21 protein-coding genes are annotated in these 22,628 nt (G+C 59.4%); 2 read left to right on the plus strand and 19 right to left on the minus strand.

Features of this window, described 5'->3' with window-relative positions:
• Nucleotides 1–10 precede the first annotated feature (10 nt).
• From BST95_RS17235 to BST95_RS17250, 4 genes are all read right to left on the minus strand, one after another.
• The gene (locus BST95_RS17235) at nt 11–2,425 is read right to left on the minus strand and encodes an Hpt domain-containing protein (RefSeq protein ID WP_102106067.1); all 2,415 of its coding nucleotides are present in this window, start codon (nt 2,423–2,425) and stop codon (nt 11–13) included.
• A gap of 89 nt (nt 2,426–2,514) precedes the next feature.
• Nucleotides 2,515–2,931, minus strand: a complete 417-nt coding sequence (locus BST95_RS17240) for a response regulator (protein WP_066050347.1) — start codon at nt 2,929–2,931, stop codon at nt 2,515–2,517.
• A 198-nt stretch (nt 2,932–3,129) separates the two neighbouring features.
• Nucleotides 3,130–3,648: a hypothetical protein gene (locus tag BST95_RS17245; protein ID WP_084200700.1), complete on the minus strand. Its 519-nt coding sequence runs from the start codon at nt 3,646–3,648 to the stop codon at nt 3,130–3,132.
• Nucleotides 3,649–3,739: 91 nt separating this feature from the next.
• Complete coding sequence (locus tag BST95_RS17250; RefSeq protein WP_084200701.1) at nt 3,740–6,310, minus strand: AAA-type ATPase lid domain-containing protein; 2,571 nt, start codon at nt 6,308–6,310, stop codon at nt 3,740–3,742.
• 111 nt (nt 6,311–6,421) lie between these two features.
• Between BST95_RS17250 and BST95_RS17255 the strand changes: the two genes are divergently transcribed.
• Nucleotides 6,422–7,321 carry a tyrosine-protein phosphatase gene (locus BST95_RS17255; protein ID WP_169843986.1) on the plus strand — a complete coding sequence of 300 codons (900 nt, stop codon included), beginning with the start codon at nt 6,422–6,424 and terminating at the stop codon, nt 7,319–7,321.
• Between the two features lie 2 nt (nt 7,322–7,323).
• On the plus strand, nt 7,324–8,763 hold the full coding sequence (cls, locus tag BST95_RS17260) for a cardiolipin synthase (protein ID WP_066050359.1): 1,440 nt from the start codon (nt 7,324–7,326) through the stop codon (nt 8,761–8,763).
• Nucleotides 8,764–8,775: 12 nt separating this feature from the next.
• Here the strand turns inward: cls and BST95_RS17265 are convergent, their stop codons facing one another.
• The 15 genes from BST95_RS17265 to gspD all read right to left on the minus strand — a co-directional run bounded on the left by BST95_RS17265 (nt 8,776) and on the right by gspD (nt 22,558).
• Nucleotides 8,776–10,125, minus strand: coding sequence for a sodium-dependent transporter (locus BST95_RS17265; protein ID WP_084200703.1), 1,350 nt, complete (start codon nt 10,123–10,125; stop codon nt 8,776–8,778).
• 68 nt (nt 10,126–10,193) lie between these two features.
• Complete coding sequence (locus BST95_RS17270) at nt 10,194–11,981, minus strand: aminopeptidase P family protein (RefSeq protein WP_084200704.1); 1,788 nt, start codon at nt 11,979–11,981, stop codon at nt 10,194–10,196.
• Nucleotides 11,982–12,032: 51 nt separating this feature from the next.
• Nucleotides 12,033–12,212, minus strand: coding sequence for a rubredoxin (locus BST95_RS17275; RefSeq protein WP_066050367.1), 180 nt, complete (start codon nt 12,210–12,212; stop codon nt 12,033–12,035).
• 110 nt (nt 12,213–12,322) lie between these two features.
• A complete protein-coding gene (locus BST95_RS21175; RefSeq protein WP_338073426.1) occupies nt 12,323–12,610 on the minus strand; it encodes a hypothetical protein in 288 nt (95 codons plus the stop codon).
• Complete coding sequence (gene gspN, locus BST95_RS19990; RefSeq protein ID WP_084200706.1) at nt 12,502–13,065, minus strand: type II secretion system protein N; 564 nt, start codon at nt 13,063–13,065, stop codon at nt 12,502–12,504. The genes BST95_RS21175 and gspN overlap by 109 nt, the downstream gene beginning before the upstream one ends.
• 2 nt (nt 13,066–13,067) lie before the next feature.
• A complete protein-coding gene (gene gspM / locus BST95_RS17290) occupies nt 13,068–13,541 on the minus strand; it encodes a type II secretion system protein GspM (RefSeq protein WP_169843987.1) in 474 nt (157 codons plus the stop codon).
• On the minus strand, nt 13,538–14,740 hold the full coding sequence (gene gspL / locus BST95_RS17295; protein WP_084200708.1) for a type II secretion system protein GspL: 1,203 nt from the start codon (nt 14,738–14,740) through the stop codon (nt 13,538–13,540). Before gspL ends, gspM begins: the two co-directional genes overlap by 4 nt.
• 30 nt (nt 14,741–14,770) lie before the next feature.
• Nucleotides 14,771–15,793, minus strand: coding sequence for a type II secretion system minor pseudopilin GspK (gene gspK / locus BST95_RS17300; protein WP_157114511.1), 1,023 nt, complete (start codon nt 15,791–15,793; stop codon nt 14,771–14,773).
• Entirely contained in the window at nt 15,774–16,421 is a 648-nt protein-coding gene (gene gspJ / locus BST95_RS17305; protein WP_084200709.1) for a type II secretion system minor pseudopilin GspJ, read from the minus strand. Before gspJ ends, gspK begins: the two co-directional genes overlap by 20 nt.
• The gene (gene gspI, locus BST95_RS17310) at nt 16,414–16,839 is read right to left on the minus strand and encodes a type II secretion system minor pseudopilin GspI (protein ID WP_229801616.1); all 426 of its coding nucleotides are present in this window, start codon (nt 16,837–16,839) and stop codon (nt 16,414–16,416) included. The genes gspJ and gspI overlap by 8 nt, the downstream gene beginning before the upstream one ends.
• The gene (locus BST95_RS17315) at nt 16,836–17,411 is read right to left on the minus strand and encodes a prepilin-type N-terminal cleavage/methylation domain-containing protein (protein WP_084200711.1); all 576 of its coding nucleotides are present in this window, start codon (nt 17,409–17,411) and stop codon (nt 16,836–16,838) included. The genes gspI and BST95_RS17315 overlap by 4 nt, the downstream gene beginning before the upstream one ends.
• Before the next feature lie 5 nt (nt 17,412–17,416).
• Nucleotides 17,417–17,851 carry a type II secretion system major pseudopilin GspG gene (gspG, locus tag BST95_RS17320; RefSeq protein WP_066050383.1) on the minus strand — a complete coding sequence of 145 codons (435 nt, stop codon included), beginning with the start codon at nt 17,849–17,851 and terminating at the stop codon, nt 17,417–17,419.
• 4 nt (nt 17,852–17,855) lie between these two features.
• Nucleotides 17,856–19,076, minus strand: coding sequence for a type II secretion system inner membrane protein GspF (gene gspF, locus BST95_RS17325; RefSeq protein ID WP_084200712.1), 1,221 nt, complete (start codon nt 19,074–19,076; stop codon nt 17,856–17,858).
• A 13-nt stretch (nt 19,077–19,089) separates the two neighbouring features.
• Nucleotides 19,090–20,610, minus strand: coding sequence for a type II secretion system ATPase GspE (gene gspE, locus BST95_RS17330; protein ID WP_084200713.1), 1,521 nt, complete (start codon nt 20,608–20,610; stop codon nt 19,090–19,092).
• Nucleotides 20,600–22,558, minus strand: coding sequence for a type II secretion system secretin GspD (gene gspD, locus BST95_RS17335; protein WP_084201226.1), 1,959 nt, complete (start codon nt 22,556–22,558; stop codon nt 20,600–20,602). The genes gspE and gspD overlap by 11 nt, the downstream gene beginning before the upstream one ends.
• Nucleotides 22,559–22,628: the final 70 nt, after the last annotated feature.

Genomic DNA, 22,628 nt, shown 5'->3' on the forward strand with positions numbered 1-22,628 from the left:
AGCGGCCGGGTTAGTGGCCCAGAGGCTCAACAACCGAGCTATCGGATGCGCTTGCCGATGCCTGATCGTCTATCTGGGGAAGCGTGCCAGCGAGATCTTCACCGGCGCCACTGGCCATCCGGAAACAGCGGTCTGTGAGCTCACGTGTGCGGGTAACATCGAAGCTGGTGCCATCTTTGTACGAAGCCACCAGCACGGGAAGTTCATTAACGACATCGTCCATCAACAGTTTCAGGCTTTCACCGACTTCGAGGTCGCCATCGAGGACGCGGTCTAGCATGTCCTGTACCGCCCAGCCCAACTCACCGAGAATGTTCGCACCGACTGCGCGCCCATTACCTTTGAACGTATGGAAGTGCCGGCGAATATCGCGCAGTACGTCCTGATCGTCGGGCGTTTCCAGCCAACGCGGGGTGAGCGTGGAAATTTCCGCGACAATCTCCTCGGATTCCTCGATAAATACCTCGCGAAACTCCGGCGGAATATCTGCGTCTTCCACATAGTTCTTGGGCTCGGCCCAGCTGCCTTCGACAACCTCGGCTCCAGATGACAGCTTGGCCGCAAATTCGTCGAGTTCGGCAGCGCGCTGACGAGCAATCGCAAGCATGTGCTCGGTATCATCCAGCGGGTCAATCACCGAACGCTGCAGGTGCAGCTCAAGCTGGGCAAAAGCCTCGGCAAAGCAGCGGAAGGCGTCATCTTCACGCACCTCACCGGCTTTGCTGGCGGCGCGCAGCCACCCGGAGCAGCGGTCGATGATGCTTGCCTCTTCTTCCATACCCGCAAATCCCAGTGCGCCGGCGATCTCGTCCAGCAATTCCAGGGACAGGTCTATCGCCTTGCGATCGGGCAGGGTTTCCTGCTCATTGAGGAAGACTCTGGAGAGCTCCAATAAGCGATCGACGTCCGCCTCACCGGCGTCGGCCTGGCGCACTGCCTCGCGCAGTTCTTCATAGCCCTGATCGGTCTTGTTAAGGTGTCGATTCAGGGCGACCGTGAGGCGCAGCAATGCCGCGTCATCCTTGGGTTTGCGCGCCAGGGCACTGGCCAGTTCCTTGCGGCGCAGGATCTGGTGCATGTAGTTTTCCACCAGTCCCATGTGATTGAAGGTGGCAGCGACGACACTTTCGCGCAGCTCAAATTCACGACTGGAGAACGAACTGCCCAGGCCGTGCTCCAACTTGTGCTCGATATCCAGTTTAACGTCGACAATACCGCGAATAATGTCGCTGATTGCCTGGGTAAGCTGTTCCGGTGATTCGTTGAAATCGCCGCGATACAGCTTCTCGAGACGCCCCTGCACACCGTGCAGTGAGTCTGCATGGACCATCTGGCCGGCTGCTTCAAGGCGGTATTGGGTGGCCTCAATGCCCACCAGAGCAGTGTTATCCAGTTCACGGCCGTCGCCACGCTTGGCTTCCTCGGCGAGATCGTGGGTATTCAGGTGGTCGACCACCGTATTGAGCTGATCCAGCGCCGAACTCAACGCCGTCACCAGCGCATCGGCATGAATCAGGTTGCCATTAGCATCGCTTAGCGTGTTCTCGGAAATACCAAAAATGCCGCGAATTCGACCGATATGTACCGGCCGCGCCTTGCAGGCAGCAATGTAGTACAGCATCTGTTGCAGCGTCGCCTGGTAATCCATGTTGGGGTCGATAGCCGCGCCATTCTCGCGGGCATACTTGATCGTAAAGGCGCCGGTCTTGAAAATCTGGGCAATGCATTCGTCGGGCACAATCAGGCCACCAGCAACGCCCTCACAAATGCCGATCATCGTCAGCCAGAAGCGCTCCGGCTCGGTGCCGACAAAAAGGGTTTGCATGCGGCGGGAAATCCGCGCCACCGTCTTCATGCTTTCCTTCACATTTTTGCGGCGCAGGGCCATCTTGGCCATTTCCAGGTACAGGGCCAGCATGACGTTGGCGCGCTCGCGAATTTCCTCGTCCGCAGCGGGCTGTCCGCCCACGGTAATACCTGCATTTTCAGGTATTTCCATGTGGAAGAAGTAGGCCGGCGGACGGGGACGTTCGCCCAGCCAGCGGCGCATATCATTCACGTGTTGTTCGAGTCCCTGACCGGAGTCTGCGCGGGCGTTCTGGGCGTGGGCAAAGTAGGCAGGTAATACCTTGAGCGCCTGCATAAGGCCACCCATGGTGAGCTTGCGCCGCTCTCCGGTGACCTTGTCCTTGTACAGGTAGTTGAGGCTGCGCTCCATCTCCAGCGTGAGCATTTCCCCCTTGCGCATACCCAATGCCCGCAGGGTGGAGGTAATCTGGTGCACGGCCCACATGCATTGCAGGAGCGGGCGCTTGTTGGACGGGTCATTGCTGTAGTCCACCAGGGACGCCTCAGCATTCTCCGCCTGCTTATTCATCAGGCCGACGACCCATTTTAGGGCTACGATGTCAGTTTTGCTGGCCACTACCAAACCTCCGGTTTTCCTTTTTTTTTGCGGACTATGGGCCGCTTATCTTTATAGGTACTGCTGGTGCACGCGGGCTTCAGGCTTTTTTAGACTGAGGCAATTTTTCGCTGTCGGGTATGGGTGTAAATCAACCGACGGAGCACACTCTCCGGCGGAATCTTGGTCACGTGAGCGGTAGCGCCGCGGGCCTGCCCCTTGGCAATATCAAAAATACCATCCGAGGAAGACAGCATAACCACAGGGGTATCGCGGGTGGCTTCTGCGTTTCGGATCAGGGTACAGGTTTGATACCCGTCCAGCTCTGGCATGGTGATATCCAGGAAAATCAGGTCGGGTTTGAAGCGACGCAGCATGCCCAGAGCCTTGTAGCCGTCCTCGGCGGACTCTACCTCGCAGCCCATTCCCTTCAGCGTGTGGGACATCATCATCCTGATGGTCTTGGCGTCATCAACAATGGCGATTTTTACGCCGCTGATGTCCATTTCTTCAGTTTGTTCGCTCATTTTTGCCCTCAGTTTTATTCGTTACTGTGAGTCAGATACATGGGTTGTCGTCACAGTATTGAGAGAGGGGGCGCTCCCAGCAACAAAAATCTGCAGTTTTCTCCAGAAAGGAGCAGTTTCTGTGATGCACTCCACATCCCCCCTGAAAAGAGGCCCAGGCACAAGATGTTGTGGTATTGAGTGAAATGCCCGGTGGGGCTATTCGACGGGAAACATATAGTTTCTGAAAGGCTCCAGATGACCGGGCTGAAAGTCCTGCAACTCGTAGATATTAAACTTGTGCATCAGCGTCAGACAGCGCTGAAACGCCTTGTCGGCGTCGTAGGCTGAGGGGGCAATCCCGTATTCATCGGTCAATTGCGCAAAAATCAGCGATGCAATCTCGCGCCGGGCCTGGTCCTGCCGATACATGCTGGCATTCACAGGGGATGACACCACCGGCGAGCCGTAGATCAGGAATGCCTCCCAGCGGCTCACATCCTGCGCCTCATCCATTTGCGCCAGCAAAAACGACACCATATTCCTCAAATCCAGTGGCGGCGGCAGAATGTCCTTCTGCAGCCACTTGCGCACTTCCGTCTCGCGCCAGCAGCTATTAATGCCCAACACGGCCAGCACCCGCCCCTCCGCCTGCGCCGGAACGACGCCAGAGAGATCCCAGAGCATATTCAACCGGGCGGAAAACCCCAGGCTGGCGGGCAGTGCCTCCTGGGCCAACTGTTCGAACTGGGACGCCAGCTCTTCCGGCGATCGCTGGGAGCGGGCCGGCGCCCGGGGGCTGGGTGGGTCTTGGATTCGTGGGGCATGCTCATGCTTCCTGCAAAATTTGTTTTAGCCGCTTTTGATAAGTAGGCGTAGAGACCCCCATGATTCTGGCGCGGTCGGCGACGCTGATCTCATCGCACTGCTGCAGTACCAATCCCAGCAGCAATTCCTCGGCAAACTGTTGGGGCACATGCTCGCCTGGCACCGCTTCGAGAATCCACTGACGCACCAGGCTGCGCGAATCCTCCCATAGCAAACTGGTCTCACGCTCTCGCTCTCGCGCCTCAATTTTCGGCATCCAGCGGCCAATATTGCGCGTGCGGGTCTGGAGAAACTGCGCCGTTCCACGGGTGTCACCGCCAAAGCGCTCCAGTGCCGCCAGCACGATTTCATCGTCAAGCCAGGCACCGAGTGGCCGAATCACCCCGTGCTCGAGACTGCTCGCCAGGGCCTTGGCCAGTGCGGCTCGCATCTCCTCCAGCGCAGATGGCGCATACTCCTCCGGCTCTGCCGCGGATTCTTCCTGCAGCACTTCCAGGAAAGGCCTGGGAGCCCCGCTGACCGCACTGCCATCAGCGCTGATGCCCGCGAAGACACCGAGGTCCACCGGGGTGACCCATTCATTCTCAGTGCGCCCCAACGCCTCTCGAACCATGTCGCGCATTTCGCTGATATTACCCGGCCAGCGGTACTGCTGCAGGGCCTGCTCGGCATCTGCCGTAAAGCCCAGTACCCGCCGATCCAGATGTTCAGCTTCCTGCTCGAGAATTTTGTGCGCCCATCGCAGCACGGCACGACCCCGGTCGCGCAAGGGCGGCACCTGGATGGGATAACCCGCAAACACCCCCGCCAGGCGTTCATCCAGCTCGCCGCGGTGCACCAGGGCCTCGAGACTCTCGGGAAAAAGGCCCACATAGCGTGCCTGGGGCAGGTAGTGACTGCCCCGCTCGCCCGTCAACGTCCGGGTAGACAGAATACGAGCCAGGCGACCCTGGGTCTCGGCGTGAAGTAAATGAGGCGACTTGAATACCAGCGTACGGCCCGCGCTGGCCTCCAGTGCCTGGACAATATTACGCAGAGCGTCCGCCCTGCTGCGATAGGCGCGACAATCGAGCCAAAGGATATCCGCGGCGGCGCCACCTGCTTCGGTATTGATCACCTGGGCGACGTACATTTTGCCTGTGCCGCGGGCACCGATAACCGCCACGGGCATATCTACGCCGGCCAGGAACACAGCCTGGTCTATCGCGCCTTCCATGTTATCGAGCACATAGCCCTCGATGCCCTTCTCCATTTCTCTGGCCAGGGGCTTGTCTTCAGCAGCTTCGTCCACCATGGAAGCCGGACCCAACTTGCCGCCCAGAGTGACGCCAAGATAGTGTTGGACCGAGGGCGAAGGTCGGAAGGCATCCACACAATCCGGCTCTGCCAGCAATGCGATACAACCCCAAGGTTGCCCCGCGCCGCGCAATGCCACCAGGGCCGCCCGCTGCTCCGGAAGCTCCAATATGTCGCGCCCCTGCAGCTGCACGGCACTCACGCCTCGCAGCACCCGCCGCAGCTGGGAGGGCAGCCGTGAAGAAGGCAGCTCGACCGCTCCCTCGCTGGCCTGGCGATAGGCGGCGCTGATACTGAGTTTGCCCGTGGCATCCCACTGTGCCAGGGCCGCCACATGCAGACCGCGCTGACTCACCAGCAGCGCCAGCACCCGGGCGACGGCCTCCTGGGCAGACATGGCTTCTACCTGCATGCCAACCAATCGGCGCAAGACCACAGTAGCATCTACATCAGGGCGGCGATCGGGGAATGCCCCGGCGGCATTCAATGCTCGCGCAGCCTGGCCTTGCTGATCCCAGGGACTGGCAAAGCGGATACGCTCCTCAGGTGTCGACTGGGCGTGAAGCAGGGCTCCGTTGGCCGCCAGCAAGGCATCCAATGAGCCCTGTTCCCGGCGCTGTTGGGCCAGGCCGATACTGGCCCGCGCCACCCTCGCCCCGGAGTTCATCTGTTCCAGCCGCTGGTGCAGGTGTGACAAAAGTGCCCGGCTGATATCCAGCGCACTTTCCGGTGTCAGCCCACGCAATAACAGGGTCAATGTGGCTCCCGCCGGCAGACCGAGCCAATCCTCATCCCGCAGCACCTGCTGCAGGCCGCTGCGCAAGTCCATCATCAGTCGCTCGGTTTCCACCGCCCCCCAACTGGGACTGAACTCGAGATGGTCGATACCGAGTACGGCAACCACATCATCGCCGGTAACTGACTCCAGTTCGAGCAGCGCATTATCCAGTTCCAGCTCGCGCAGAAACAGAAGCAGTGCAGGCTCTCCCGCAAACCACTCCGGGACCGCCATGCCACCGACGACGCATTCACTCTGCGTGCCACTGCCGACAATCATGGGAGACAATGCGGCGCCAGCCCCCGCTTCCAGAGCCTGGGTAACAACAGCCGTGCAGTTTGGAGAGACAATCAGGGCATCGCGCCAGTCGCGGCCTACTCTTTCCTCACCCGTGGGATTGGGCAACGCGCCTTCGATGGCCAACACCTGGCCGCTGGCACGGGAGATGACCACCAGTGTGGTATTCAGATCGGTCAGTTTTGTTGTTGTGTCCGACATGCCCGGCAGTATAGGGGAAACTCACCACCGGGAGATAGTTTCAGCCACTGGATGCTTTCATATTTGCGGTGCTATGCTCTGGGCCATTCCAGCGGGCAAACGAGAGCGAACTTGAACAAAACATACCTGGCGTGGGGAAGCTTCGCCATCATCGCAACCCTGTTCGCAGCGATTCAGTTTGCCCCTGCTCCCGCCGTTATTGTCCCCGCACAATTGCCAGTTAGTGAACGCGAACAGCACCGCACGCTCAATTTTGAGGGCATCCACAACTTCCGCGACCTGGGTGGCTATCGCACCGAAGATGGCCGCACCGTGCGCTGGGGAAAACTCTATCGCTCCGCCAATTTTCATACGGCCAGCAGAGCCGATCGGCAAGTACTGAGCGATCTCGGCATCAGCAAGATTATCGATTTTCGCTCATCCGCCGAAAAAAAACAGGAGCCCAATAAGTTCCCCGAACTTCCGCCGTTTGCCGTCGTGGAAATTCCCACACTGGATGGTGGCGACAATGATGTCGCCACGGAAATCATGGCGCGCATTGAAGACGGCAACATGGCTGACCTCGATCCGAATGCCTTTATGATCGCGGCGAACCGTCAGTTCGCATACACCTTCACGCCACAATTTAACCAGTTTATTGACGAAGTAGGCGACAGCGGCGACGGTGCGGTAGTGTGGCATTGTAGTGCCGGCAAGGACCGCACCGGTTACGCAGCCGCCATCCTGTTGCGCATTCTCGGCGTGCCGATGGCCTCGATTAGCGAAGACTATATGCTCAGCAACGACTATGCTCTGGAGGGGCGACAGGGAATGCTCCGAGTATTGCGGCTGTTCAAAGGTGATGAAGCCGCCGACAAGATCGCCGTATTGTTGGGCGTTCAGCCAAACTGGCTGGAAGCCGCGTTTGCAGAAATAGACGCCCGTTGGGGCAGTTTCGACAACTATGTATCCCAGGGCCTGGGATTATCGACCGAGCAGGTAGAGGCCCTCAGGAACAGCCTACTGGAGTAGCCATGGACGCAGCCTGGGTTAACACTGCAATCGCTGTAGGCGTTGCCCTGTTTTACGTGGCGGCACTGGTGTCCGCTATTGAGGCCATACTGCAATCCCGCACACCCCAGGGCGCCATTGCCTGGGCTATTTCACTCCTGAGCTTTCCCTTTATCACTGTACCGCTGTACCTGATTTTCGGTCGCAGCCGGTTCGCAGGCTATCAAGAGAAACGCGATCGCATGGAGCGCGAATCACTGGAACTCATCCAACGTACCAGCGGCAACGTCCAGGAATTCGTGCTCCCGGTTACCGGTCGTGACCCCCTCTACACCAGCTTATTCAACCTCGCCAGAATGCCTGCCACCCGCGGCAATCAGGTTGATTTATTAATCGACGGCAATGCCACCTTTGACGATATCAGCCGGGGATTGGAGCAGGCCCAGGACTATATTCTCTTTCAGTTCTACATTATTCGCGACGATGAACTCGGCCGCAGACTGGGGCGCATTCTTGCGGACAAGGCCCGGGCTGGCGTCGAAGTATTTCTCACCTATGACGAGATCGGCAGTCGTCAATTCCAGCGCTCAAGGCTCTGCAAGCAACTGCATATGAGCGGTGTAAGGGTCGCCCCTTTCAACACCACCCAGGGCCGCAGAAATCGCTTTCAACTCAACTTCCGCAATCACCGCAAGGTCGTCGTGGTCGACGGCAAACAGGCATGGATCGGCGGTCACAATGTGGGAATCGAATACCTGGGCTTGAGCAAACGTTTCGGTCATTGGCGCGATACCCATGTGCGTTTTCAGGGCCCGGCGGTGATCGGCGCCGAGCAGGCCTTTGCCACGGATTGGCTGTGGGCGACCGGCGAGGATCTCGAAATCAGCTGGGACTTTAACAGCAGCGCTGAAGGATCCAGCACCGTGCTGGTGTTTCCCTCGGACCCCGCCAGTGAATACGAAGAAGCCGGACTGATGTTTCACCAGGCCATCGTCGCCGCCCAGCACCGGATCTGGATTGCCAGCCCGTATTTTGTGCCCGATCGCGGCATTATTTCCGCGCTGCAACTGGCAGCTTTGCGCGGCGTCGACGTCCGCGTGCTGATTCCGGACGAGCCGGACGGCCCGATGGTAGCCATGGCCAACTGGTCATTCACGCGCGAGCTATTGGCCGCCGGCGTCAAGATCTATCGCTACCAGGGCGGCTTTATGCACCAGAAAGTGTTGCTGATGGACGATCAACTGGCCGGCGTTGGCACGGCAAATTTCGACAACCGCTCGTTCCGCCTGAATTTCGAAATCACGGTGCTGGTTAACGATGTGTTCTTCGCTCGGAAGGTCGAGGACATGCTCAATACCGACCTCGGGCGCAGCCGCGAGGTCAGCCTGGACGAGTTCGACAATAAACCCGCCTGGTTTACGGTGGCCATGGCCACCGCGCGCTTGTTTGCACCCGTGCTGTAGCGAGGTGGGGCGCTACTCGCTAACGCCCATAATGAAGATGATAAGCAACGCCGGTGGCACCACGTACCGGATCAGGAAGCGCCACAGGGTGTAAGCCCAGCCCGCGATCGGCGCGAGTTCATCCTGGGTCACCTCCCGAGTCACAGCCCAGCCGGCGAATACAGCGATCAACAGACCACCCAGTGGCAGCAGGATCTGGTTGGAGAAGTAATCCATGATGTCGTTGAAGTTCAGGCCGCCCATGGAGACGTCACCAATGACGTTGTAGGACATCAGGCTGACAATACTGAACACCGCGATGCTGCCCACCACGATGAGCGCACTGCGATGCCGGGGAATACCGAACCGTTCTTCGGCCCAGTGATTCACTGCTTCAACCAGGCCGACCATGGAGGTAATACCGGCTACCGACAACATCAGGAAGAACATGACCGCAAACACATAGCCGCCGGGCATTTGCGCAAAGGCCACCGGCAGGGTCTGGAATATCAGTCCTGCGCCGGCCGCTGGATCCAGGCCGTTGTTAAACACGGCAGGGAAGATCACCAGACCCGCCAACAGGGCAACCAGAGTGTCGGCAAATACGATGATCAGTACCGATTGGGAAATAGAGATAGACCGCGGCAGATACGAGCCGTAAGTCATCATACCGCCCATGCCCACACCGATAGAGAAGAACGCCTGGCCAATGGCAGCCAACACCGTCGCGGCACCAATCTTGCTGAAATCAGGCGTAAACAGCCAGTCGATCGCCTCCGCAAAACCGCCGTTGAAGTAGTTAAACACTGCCAGCCCCAACAGCAGCATGAACATGAGGGGCATCATGATATTAACGGCTCGCTCAATCCCCTGTTTGACCCCGGAATAAATAATCAAACCGGTAATGGCAAGACCGATCAGCGTCCAGAACAACATACCAACGTTGTCCTGCAGGACACCACTGAAGGTGGCTTGCGCGGCCGCGGCGTCCACACCCGCGAAGCCGGTGGTCAGTGCCTTGAACAGATACCACAGTACCCAGCCGACCACGCCGGCGTAGACAATTTCAATGGTATAGGCCGCCAGCAAGCCCATGGCGCCGACGATCTTCCAACTGGGAGAACGCTTGTTCTCAATCGCGACATTGGCCATTGAGGCCGGGGGGCTGGCCTGGCCGCGGCGACCGATTAACAGCTCCGCCATGAGTACGGGTACGCCGATCAGAATCGCGCAGCCCAGATAAATAATGACAAATGCACCACCGCCGTTTTCGCCGGTGACATAGGGGAAACGCCAAATATTTCCCAGGCCCACGGCAAAACCAACCGATGCCATGAGAAATGCAAAACGTGATGACCAGTGCGCGCCGCCGGCTGCAGCCATGGTGTGTTCTCCGAAAAATTGTTATTGGGCGCAGTCTACACACACGCCCTTGGCCTTACAAAGGGGCCCTAGGCCGCAACAGGTGCGGTGGCGTCTTCCAGCCAGGCCAGTACATCCCCCTCCAGACGAGGGGCGATCAGGGTAAATACCTGTTGATGATAGCGATTCAACCAATCCAGCTCTTCAACTGTCAGCAGGGAGACATCGAGCAGACGACGATCAAACGGCACCATCGTCAGTGCTTCGAAGCCCAACATAGGAACTTCGGTGTCTGCGTCTACGGGCTGCACAACCACCAGGTTTTCACAGCGAATACCATAGGCATTATCGCGATAGTAACCGGGCTCGTTGCTGAGGATCATGCCAGGCTGCAGCGGGAATGGGTTGTGCGCCTTGGCGATGCGTTGCGGCCCTTCGTGCACGCTGAGATAAGCGCCCACTCCGTGACCGGTACCATGATCAAAATCATGGCCTTCACGCCACAGGAACTGGCGCGCCAGCGCGTCCAGGTGGGTGCCGGTAGTACCGCGCGGGAAGCGTGCCTGATCGAGCGCAATATGGCCCTTGAGCACCAGGGTAAACATACGCCGCACTTCGGGACCGGGGTCGCCAATAGCCACCGTGCGGGTAATATCGGTCGTGCCATCCAGGTACTGGCCACCGCTGTCGACCAGGTACACAGAGTCTGGTGTCAGACGTCCGGGCTGCTCCACGTTCTGATGGTTATAGTGGCACATCGCGGCATTACCACCTGCGGCGGATATCGTGTCAAACGAAGGTCCGCGATAGTGTTCTCCCTGCTCCCTGAAGCTGCCCAGTTTGTCAGCCAGTACTGCCTCATCGTGCAGGTTACCGGCGGCAACCTCAGCGTCCAGCCACTGCAGAAACTGAATTTCAGCGACGGCGTCGCGCAGGTGTGCCTGCCTCGCGCCTTCAATTTCGACCGAATTCTTACTCGCCTTGGGCATGAGCACCGGGTCTTCTGCGGCGACCAGTTCGGCACCGCCGCGCGCCAGGCACAATTGCGTCCAGGCATTGGCGCTGTCCGGGTCTGCAAGTACGCGCATCCCGGCGCAGCCAAGCAGCGCTGCCTCGGCATCGCTTTCCGGTAAAAATGTGACGCCTGTGCCAACGTGTTGCTCCCACCCGTCGGGGACGCGGCCAGGCTCGGCAAACACCTGGCATGTGCCATCGACCGCAAGCAGCGCAAAGCTCTGCAATATCGGCAGGCAGGGAATGTCCGTGCCCCGCAGGTTGAGCAGCCAGCTCACCGAGTCGGGGGCAAAAATCAGCGCAGCATCAGCACCTTTGACGCGTACCAGTTCAGCGATATCCGAGCGCTTCTGGGCGCTGCTGGCGCCGGTATAGGCCTCGTCGAGCATGACTGCGGGGCTGATAGCGGCTGCAGGACGATCCTGCCAGCAGCGGTCGACGATATTGTCAGCATCCGCCATCAGCGTAATACCCTTGGCAGCCAAATGCTGATCACTCTGCTGATACCATGCCAGCGTATGCAGGCGCGGGTCACAGGCAACCTGGCTGCCTTCACCGAGGACAGTGGTCAGCCAAGCCACAGGGGGTTCTTCAATCAGGTGATGGTATTCAAACAGGTCAGGATCGACCTCATTGCGCACCTGCACGGTGTAGCGGCCATCGACGAATATCGCGGCGCGTTCGGCAAGCACCACAATAGCGCCGGCAGAACCGGTAAAACCGGCCATCCACAGCATGCGCTCATTGTGCTCGGGGAGGTACTCACCCAGGTATTCATCGGCCCTGGGGATCACTAGTGCATCGTAGCCGCGCTCACTCATCAGGGAGCGAACCGCGGCCAGACGATCGGCAATCAAAGACATTTGGGAATTCCGGGAAAAATGTGCCGCGATTCTACCCGAAATGGGTGGACATTACTCCTCGTAGAGGTCGAAATCGGCCTTGGAGATACCGCAGTCAGGGCACTCCCAATCCTCGGGAATATCTTCAAACCGCGTGCCCGGGGCAATGCCATCATCTGGCAGGCCTTCGGCCTCATCGTAGATAAAACCGCAGATCACGCATTCGTATTTTTTGTAGTCGCTGTCGCTCATGGTCAGTCTCCCTGTTGTTATCGATCAGTGTGGTTGATTCAGCTGAGCCCGATTATAGAGACTGACAGACACACTGGCGAAAAATACGGCTCAAGCTAGTGAACCAGTAATTACAAAGCACCGGTCAGCTTGACCCGGAAGTTCTGGCCCTCGGGGGTCGCCACCAGTTGCAGCGACTGCTGCAGCATACGGTCATCAAGGCCCGGGCCGCTCAGCAATACATCGACGCTGTACTGGTTTCCCTCTAACGCCAGTCCGCCCTCGGCGACCAGGTCACCCGAGAGCGTGATCACTTCGCCGGCAATGTTGCCGTTTTCGCTCGATGTAAGCTCAAGGGCATAGTCGCCGAGAGGCCGAATCGCGCCCGAGGCTCGCCAACCGGCCTGCTGCCAGACCAGGCGACCTTCCGCCGCCACCGGCACCCCGCCCGGACGCTGAGCCGTGATGCCTGCAACGACACCAGACCGGCCAATTCGAGGGGCAATACCTGCTTGACCAGTTCTGCCGGCAGGCGTACGTCGACGGCATTGAGATCGATGTCTTCGGCGCCGCGCACCAACAGTTGCGCATTCAGGTACTGCTGGCCCCATTGGCTGCGCAGCTCAACACGCGGCGCCAACAGCAGCAGCGACCAGGGTTTGATCCGCCACTCCAACTGCCCCAACTGCAGTGCACCCACCTGGGTACTCACAACGGCACGGCTTGCAGTGCCGTGCCACAGGCTGCCATTGACGCCCTGAAGCTGGGCCTGTCCGGCGGGAATAAACACGGTGACCAGTCGCGCTGGCGCCAACACCAGCAGACACACCAACAGAAACAGGGCTGCAACCAGCCCGAACTTAAAACGTTGCATGATTATCCCGCCTGCGCCAGCCGAACCGTGGCGTTGACACGACCACTGCCACCACCAGGCGTTATCGAGGCTTCCTGAATCAGCAGGCTTTCGCGATATTCCATCTGGTGCAACCAGGCCAGCAGGTCGTCAAAGGCGACAGCTTCAAGCCGCACCTGCACCTCGCCCCGGGAATTGGGTTGCAGGCGCGCTACCTGCAGCCCCAGCGCACCGGTGGTGCGGTTGATGACTGCCGTGAGATTACGGCGATTCTGTTTACCGGCACCGGACTCACGCAACTGCAAAATCTGCGACGCCATAACGTCCACGCGTTGCAGTGACTCCGACAGCGCCCTGTTCTGGCGCTCCATTTCGGCCCGCGCACCCGCGATGGGCGCCACCGCCAACAGGTAGATCATGTAGAGCGCCAGGGCCACCCCCAGCACCACCACACTGAGCTGCTCACGCTGTGTCAGCCCTTCGTACCAGTCCTTCACGATCTATCCCTCACTCGCAGCCGGGCGCGGACCCGCTCACCCTGGGCGCTAGAGTTCTCCATTATCGCTTCCAGTCCTGTTTCGTTAATACCCTCGCGCACCTGCTCCACTTCGCCGTAATCGGCGGCGACGATGTTGAGGCGCATTTCATCGGATTTGGCGTTGTAGTTGATACTGACAATGTCCGTGCTCTTGCGGGTGCTCACCACTCGCCCAACGCGCTCCATCAGGCTGGCGAAGCCGCTGACCGCGCCGCTACCGGTCAGTCCATTGAGCTGATTGCGCAGCTGCTTCTCGACGTCAGATATGGCGCCGCGGGGAATCACCTGACGGAAGCTCGCCTCGCGGGCACCGCGCAGCGCCAGGTTCTGCTCCTTGAGCTGCCGGTAATCGAGACCGGTCGCCACCAGATGCAGTGCCAGTGCGCAGCCAAACAACGCCGCCGCTACCCGCGACTGACGCCACCAGCGCTGCAGGGGCAAACGCCTTGCGTAGTCGCCCTGGCGTAGATTGAGCGCAGGCTCAGGGGCGTCCGTCAGCATCATTGCCGCATACAGGTCACCGCGCCGCCACTGCGCTTTGCTGCGCAACGACGCGGGCAATAATTCGATATCGCTGTCCTGCTGCTGGCCGTAAATGACCACCGCTCCAGGCTCAGTCGTATCCGCCAAGGCAGCCGCCAGTAGCGCGGGAACCATGACGCGTTCAACCGAAAATCCTTCACAGCGCCCGGTACGCACGATGGCGCTGTCATCTTCCAATACCAGACACCACTCGTTCGCTTGCCAGGGGAGCAACAGCGGTTCCGGTATCCACTGACCAACGTCTGGCAGGCCGGACAACAGGGCCTCGTACTCACGCATATGGTCATCGCTACAGACAGCGACGGCGTATTCCAGGGGCGCGACCTCGCTACTGGCAAAGTGCAGATCATCGACGTCCTCTGCCAGTTCCTCCTCCAACATAAAAGGCAAGGACTTGGCGAAGTGGCGTTTTTCAGGCGCGGTAATCGTCAGGGGTAACAGGCGCACATCTTCACCCGGGACGGCGAAGATCGGCACCTGCCGGCGCTCCGCCACGGCTGCGCGCAGGGCGGCGAGCTCGGTCTCGTGACCCAGGCTGCGGGCACCCTCGGTGGCACCCGGCGGGTACCAGGCCGGTTCGCCGTCGATCCTGCGGATTATCGCTGTATTCTGCAAGGTGGTTCCTACTCCCGGGAATGGTCGGCGCTACAGGCCGCCGGTTGATCTTTGTACAACGTTGATCTGGCGGTTAACGCGCTCGAGTACACTGTACATTTGCGTTCGACGGTCGGCAACTTCCACCGTGGCGCGCAGCAGAAACCAGGAGGAGAATTCCGTGACCATGGCGCGCGCCTCGGTCATGTTCTCAGCCCGGTCTACCAGCATCGGGTGGTTGAAAAAATCTTCCTTGTCGCTGAACCCGGTTTCCTCCCGGAACTGGACAATGCTCTGGGCATCAAACTCACTGAGCGGCTCCAGGCTGTTGTCCGGGCCCAATGATCGCAACACCATGGCCGGTGCGGTGTGGATATTCAGGAGCGCCGGCTGCGTTGGCCATACTGTCACCCAGGGCGCGAGCGCTGTATACAATTCGGGGCTGACGCCGCGCACTGCGCGCAGCTCACTGGCGCTCATCATCGGCCGGTTGGCGGCCCGATAGGCCGGAACTAACCCGGAGTAAAAGTCATCTTCCGCCCCGTCAGGACGCACATTGCTATCGCCATCCAGCCAGTCGCCAATAGCGCGCGCAATCGCAATGGCTTCGAACTCGCCCACATTTTCCACACCCACAGCCAACACCAGCCGCACGAACTGCTTCTGGCTGGCAGTCAGGGGCCGCTGGCCTTCACGCTCCGGGGCACGTTCACTCAGTGAATTGAGATTGAAACGCCCCTGTAAGTCTTCCAACTCACCGACCAGCCAACCGCCCTCTTCCAGCGGATAAGGCTGTGCTTCCCGCGCCCAGACCTCACCGAGATCATCGCGGTTTAATTGCGCTTCGCGGTCGGCATCATCATCTGCCAGCAGAGCCAGCGTCGCCAGCCCCTCGGCACCGAGCAGATAGGCCCGGGACTGGGCCATGACAAAGGTATTTGAGCCCTGGGTGTAAAGGCGGTCGAAATCTCGCGTCATGGCGACAATCAGCACCGCGCACAAGGCAAAAACCAACAGCGCCAGGACCAGCGCTGCACCCTGTTGCTGACGAGGACTAGAGCGGCGGCAGGACATACAGCCTTCTCATTTCACCCCAGTCTTCGAGTTCCAGGCGCACTTCCAGCGCAAGTGGCGGCTCTATCAGGCTGCCCGGCGTCGATGGATCGGCGACCCAATTTTCAGGCCAGTTGCGGGTCTCTATCTGGGTGCCTCTGACACCGCCCTGCAGCGCCGCTTCCGACTCCAGGAACAACACACTCACTGACGCCACACCTTCAAGCAGTCGAGCCGACTGCGGCTCGGTATCATCGGCACGGTCCAGCACCGGGTAGGCATCGCGCCACAGCACGTCATTCTCCAGGCGATAATTCACCCGCTGTACTTCGCTGCGCGGCGCGCCAATGGGGTTGTGCCATCCACCGCGGCTAAAGCTCAGCGGAAATCGGGCCGCGGGTCCTCCCACCAGCGCCGATTCGAGCTCACCAAATTCATCGCGCACCGGGCGCTCTACAAAGTGCTCAAGATCCCGACTGAGAATCATCCAGGCGCGATTGATCTCATAGCCGCGCCGGGCGGCATCTTCATTGGCCTCAGCACCGAGCATCACGGTGGACAGGCTGGAATAGGCAATGGTCGACACGAAGGCGGTAATCGCGAGGGCAATCAGCACTTCGACCAGCGTAAATCCACGTGCCTTATTCACCGCCAGCCTCCCCCTCGGGGTTTTGCAGCGATGTCAAATCGCCGCTGAGAAACGCCACCAGCGTAAACAGCGGCTCATCGGCGCCGTTCTCATCGAGGGCGACATCAATTTCGACGCGATAAAAATCCGGCACCTCGGTATCAGCACTCTCCAGCCACCAGTACCACTCGCGGCCCGCCAATTCTTCGGAGCCACTCTCCTTGCCCTTGAACAATTCCTGTCTGGCCCGCGACAGCAGGCGCAACTCGGCGAGTTTGTTTGCGGCCACTATATTGGCCATGGACTTATCGCGCAGATACGCAGTTGCATCTACCTGGCGCGACAGCGCGACCAGCAACGCCGGCAAGGCCAGCGCCACGATGGCCAGGGCGACCATGACTTCGACGAGAGTAAAGCCCTTGCTCGTCAGCCTGCTCACAGGTCTTGCAGCTCCGGTTCTTCGCCGCGATAGAGTGCGCGGAAGTTGCCGAGCAGGTCCCATTCTAGGCGCCACAGTAATTCGCCATTGCGATCGTCGATCACCGAGAGATTGCCCGGCGGTGTTTCACCACTGGCATAGAACACCATTTGGGGGGCGGGAAACTCCTCGGTAGGCAGGAAGACCTCCTGCTCCTGCAGCACGCCATCCAGCTCCAACTCCAGGGTAATGTCAGCGGGGAGATCCATGGGGCGGAACACGTCCTTGCCACTGGCGGGAGCCCGCCATCGCTCCGGTCCGCGCTCCAGCCAGTCCAGTGAATAGGCGCTGTCCGGTTCATCGCTGCGCAGCAGCAACAAGCCGAAATCCCAGCCCACAAACTGGGCTTCATCCAGGGCATAGGCGGCAGTATCCGCGATCTCTTCCATCTGGCCCTGCAGTTCATAATCGCCGGCGCCGGAACCGACGTTCAGCGTGACCAGCGATGTGACCAGTACGACCACAAACAGGGTCACCAGCAACTCCAGCAGGCTGAAGCCACGCTGGTCAATCCGCCGCGCTGGCAACCCCATGCAACTTACTCTTGGCTTTTCCAGTTGCCGATATCGGCATTCTGGCCTTCTCCGCCAGACAGTCCGTCGGCCCCCAGCGAGTAAATGTCGACTTCGCCGTTCTCGCCGGGACTCAGGTAGAGGTAGGGGCGACCCCAGGGATCCAGTGGCACCTCGGGCAGGTAACCACCTTGCTTAAAGTTGCGGGGCTCGGGGTCGAGCGTACTCGCCTCAACAAGGGCTTCAAGGCCTTGCTCGGTAGTGGGATAAACGTAGTTATCCAGGCGATAAATTTTCAGGGCGGTTTCAATGGCCTTGAAGTCGGCCTGGACTTTCTGGACCCGGGCATCATCAGCCTGGTTCAGCACCGTGGGTGCCACCACGCTGATCAACAGGCCCATGATGACCAGCACCACCAGGATTTCCACCAGCGAGAAACCCGCCTGTTTAGAAGCATTCATATTGTCATTTCACCATTGTGTTCAAATCAAAAATCGGCAGGAGAATGGCGAGCACAATCACCAGCACCAAGCCTCCCATTACCACGACCATCAGCGGCTCAAACAGGGCCATGATTGTGCCCAGCGTCATCTCCAGCTCTCGTTCCTGATTGGTCGCGGAGCGTTCCAGCATGGTCTCCAACTCGCCACTGGCCTCACCGCTAGCCACCATGTGTACCATCATCGGCGGAAAGCGACCGCTCTCGCGCAGGGCCCGGTGCAGGCTGCCACCTTCGGCAACCATTTCCGCCACCTTCTGGCTGTCTTCACGCAGCACCCGGTTGGTCAGGACCTGGCCGGCGATGCGCAATGAATCCAGCAGCGGCACGCCGCTGGCCATAAGAATACTGAGTGTCGATGCAAAGCGGGCGGTATCCAATGCAATAATCAGACGCGAGATACCCGGCGTACGCAGCAACAGTGCGTGCCAGGCACGCTTGCGCGATTCGTTGCGCAACAAGCGCTGCACCAGCACCGCCAGCAGCACCAGGCCAAGCAACATCCAGCCACCCCATTCGCGCAGGAAATCGCTGGTGGCAATGAGCCCGCGGGTCAGGGCCGGCAGTTCGCGACTCGAGTGCGCGAAAATCCCCACCAGTTCAGGCACCACGAAGACCATGAGCGCGGTGACCACCGCTATCGCCACACCGACCAAAATAAACGGATAAATCATGGCCATCTTCAGTTTCTGGCCTGTGTACTGGCGCTGTTCGGTGTAATCGGCCAACTGTTCCAGCACCGGACCGAGATAGCCGGCGTGCTCACCCGCATTCACCATGGCCCGATACATCTCGTTAAAGACCTGCGGAAACTCACCCATGGCATAGGCCAGCGTATAGCCCTCCGCCACCCGGCTGCGCACCTGTAACAACAGCGCTTTGATCCGCGGGCTGCGGCTTTGTTCCGCGGCGGCCTGCAGCGCTTCATCAATAGGCAGGTTACTCTGCACCAGTGTGGATAGTTGCCGCGTAACCATGGCCAGGTCACCCGGGCTGATACGCGGCTTGAACAGCGATATGCGGAAGCTCCCCGTATTGGCAGCCTGACGATTCGCCTCAGCGACCTCTACCGGGCGCAGGCTCTGGCTGCGCAGCTGTCCGCGAACCTGACGCTCGGAATCACCCTCGACAATCCCCTTGACGAGTTTTCCATCGGGGTTGAGGGCACGATAGCGATAGGCGGTCACGGCGACGTCTCGATCAGCTAACGGCCGTTACACGCAGGACTTCGGCAATGCTGGTTTCGCCCGCCAGAATACGGCGCCGGCCATCGCTCTCGATACCGGGGTAGTGCTGCCGGGCGTGGGCCAGCATGTCCTGCTCGCTGGCACCTTCATAGATCAGGCCGCGCAGGGCTTCATCCACCTCGATCAATTCATAAATACCGGTACGACCGCGATAGCCGGTGTAGTTACAGCGCTTGCAGCCGCGGGGCTGGCACAGCACAACCGGCTCATCGCCCTCGATACGGAGCAGTTCCCGCTCAGCCTCGGTAGCAGGCGCCGAATCCTTACACTCGTGGCACAGCAGGCGCACCAGGCGCTGCGACATGACCGCAAGCAGGCTGGAGGACAGGAGGAAGGGCTCCACGCCCATATCCTTGAGGCGGGTGACCGCGCCGATCGCGGTATTGGTGTGTAGTGTGGATAACACCAGGTGTCCTGTAAGTGAGGCCTGAACCGCAATCTCGGCAGTTTCCAGATCGCGAATCTCACCCACCATCACCACGTCGGGATCCTGACGCAGAATGGCCCGCAAACCCCGGGCAAAGGTCATGTCGACCTTGGTATTCACCTGGGTCTGGCCAACACCCGGCAACATGTATTCCACCGGGTCTTCAATCGTGAGAATGTTGCGCGAACTCTCATTGATGTTGGAAAGGCCTGCATACAACGTGGTGGTCTTACCCGAGCCAGTCGGGCCGGTCACCAGAATAATACCGTGGGGACTGTGCAGGTGGCGGCTGTAGGCCTCCTGAACCTGCTCGTTCATATTGAGCTGCTCCAGTTGCAGCTGCCCGGCGGCAGTGTCCAATAGACGCAGCACCACCCGCTCGCCGTGGGCTGAGGGAATGGTCGACATGCGGATATCCACCGCATGACCGGCAATTTTGACCGAGATACGGCCGTCCTGGGGCACACGTTTCTCGGCAATATCCAGCTTGGCCATTACCTTGAGACGCGACACCAACAGTGGCGCCAGCATGCGCTTGGGCGAAAGCACTTCGGCCAGCACACCGTCTATTCGGTAGCGCACACTGAGGCGGTCCTCGAAGGTCTCAATGTGAATATCTGAAGCCTGGTCGCGCACCGCCTGGGAGAGAATGGCATTGATGAGCCGGATAATGGGCGCGTCGTCCTCGGCCTCCATCAAATCGCCCGCCTCCGGGATTTCGTCGGCGAGACGACCGAGATCGACGTCGGCGCTGATGTCCTCGGCCATCTGCACCGCCTCATTGTTGTCGCGCTGATACGCAACTGTCAGACGACGCTGAAACTCTTCGGCACTGACCACCTGCAAGGTAAATGGCTCCTGCAGAAAACGCCGAAGCTCCGTCAGAACCGGCAGCGTGGGCTGACCATGATAAAGAATTTCCGGCCCCTCGCTGCCGTCAACCAGCAACACGCCCTGTTGCTGCGCAAAGGTGAAGGGCAGACTGCGGCGACCCGCCGGCTGTGAAGCCTGCAGCGGTTCCGGTGCTATGTCAGCCTCAGCGGTCATCCGCCGCGGCCTCTTCGGTCATTTGTTCGAGCTGTTTGATCTGCGCATCCCAATCAGGCAGTACCGGCAAGTTACCATCGTCCAGGAACATCAGGCCCTGCTCGCGACGCAGCAGCTGCTGTTCACGAATATAGCGGTACTTCTCGGCCGTGGCGCCGTCCAGGGCCTCGTCATCGCGAATAATGGTCGGGCGAATAAAGATCAGCAGATTGGTCTTATCAACCTCGACACTGTCCGAACGGAACAGCCGCCCCAGTACGGGAATGTCGCCGAGAATGGGCACCTTCTGCTGGCCATCCTGAACGTTGTCTTCAATCAGGCCGCCGAGAACGACAATTTGATTATCGTTGGCCAGCACCGTGGTCTTGATTAGGCGCTCACTGGTAATCAGGTCTGCCGCGTCGGAAATCTGCGAGGCGCCCAAAATCACATTGGACACTTCCTGCTCGATATCCAGCACCACCGAATCACCCTCATTAATGCGCGGCGTCACAGACAGGGTAATACCCACGCTTTCACGTTCAATGGTCTGGAACGGGTTGGTAGAGCCGCTGTTAGCACCGGTATTGGTGTAGGATCCGGTAATGAAAGGTACGTTCTGGCCCACGGTAATGTAGGCCTCCTGGTTATCCAGGGTCAGCAAGCTGGGCGTGGAGAGAATATTGGCATTGCCCGCGGTTTTCAGTGCATTGAGAATCACCGTCATGGTGAGGTCGTCATCGACACTGCCCCACCCGAGAGACAAACCGGGAATCCCGGACAATGCGCCGGCCAGATCCTGAGAACTGAATTCACCATCACCGGAGTCGTCGTCACCGTCACTGGGTGGCGTCAACGCACCCGCAAGGCGTTCGGCGGTGCTTTGGCTGTTAATGTTACTGCCGTAGAAACCGTCATCGTTGGCAAACAACCACTGCAGGCCCAGCTCTTGCGCATCAGACGCCGTCATTTCCACAATAATGGCCTCGACCAGCACCTGGGCGCGACGAATATCGAGTCGATGAATCACTGCCTCCAACGCGGCCATTTCATCGGCGTCGGCGGTGATGATGAGTGCATTGGTGCCCTCGTCAGCTTCAATCGTGGAGGTATTGCCCCCGGAGCGACGCTTGTTCTCATTTTCGTCGAGCTTGTCTATGTTCTGCATGACCCGGGTGAGGACCTCGGCGATCTCTGTGGCCTGGGCATACTCAAGGTAAACGACTTTCACGTTGCCGCTTTGCTCCAGGGGCGTGTCGAGATGGCGAATCAACTGCGCTGCCCTGGCGCGCTCCAGTTCATCACCGGTCACCAGCACGCTATTGGTGCGGGAATCGGCTACCAGTAAAACCTCGGGTTCGGCGCCACCACTCTGCTTGGCCTCGGATTTGTTGAGCTGGTCCAGCATGGACACCACATCCTCAGCCACTGCATAGCGCAACTGGATAATGTCGGTTTTCTGCACGGCCGAATTATCCATGCGCTCGATAATGCCGCGAATACGCTCGATATTGGCAGACACATCCGAAATGATAATGGCATTGCTCGGGGCATAGGCCGCCATATGCGCCTGCTGGGGCACCAGCGGCCGCAGCACAGGAATCAACTTGGCGGCGGAGATATTGTCCAGGCGAATCACCTGGGTAACGTACTCATCGCCCGGGCGGACCTTCTCATCCGCAAGCGAGACCGGTGCCGAACGGGCATCCTTACTCTGAATAACACGGACCACACCCCCGCTGCGCACTGCGGTATAGCCGTGCACTTCCAGAATGGACAGGAACAGATCGTACAATTCATCGCGCGACACGGGCTTGCTGGAGACGACCTTGACCTTGCCCTTCACCGCGGGATCGACAACGATCGTGGTGCCGGTCACCTCGGCCACAAACTTGATCAGTTCCTGGATGTCCGTCTCTTTGAGATTCACCGTGAAGTCCTGACCGGCGGCAGGCATTGCTGACATCATCAGGGTCAGCAAAAGGGCACCGCATGACTGGCGCAGTCTGGTAGAAATCACGTTCACGAAAAAATATCCT

The organism is Halioglobus japonicus, assembly GCF_001983995.1.
Classification (GTDB): Bacteria; Pseudomonadota; Gammaproteobacteria; order Pseudomonadales; family Halieaceae; genus Halioglobus; species Halioglobus japonicus.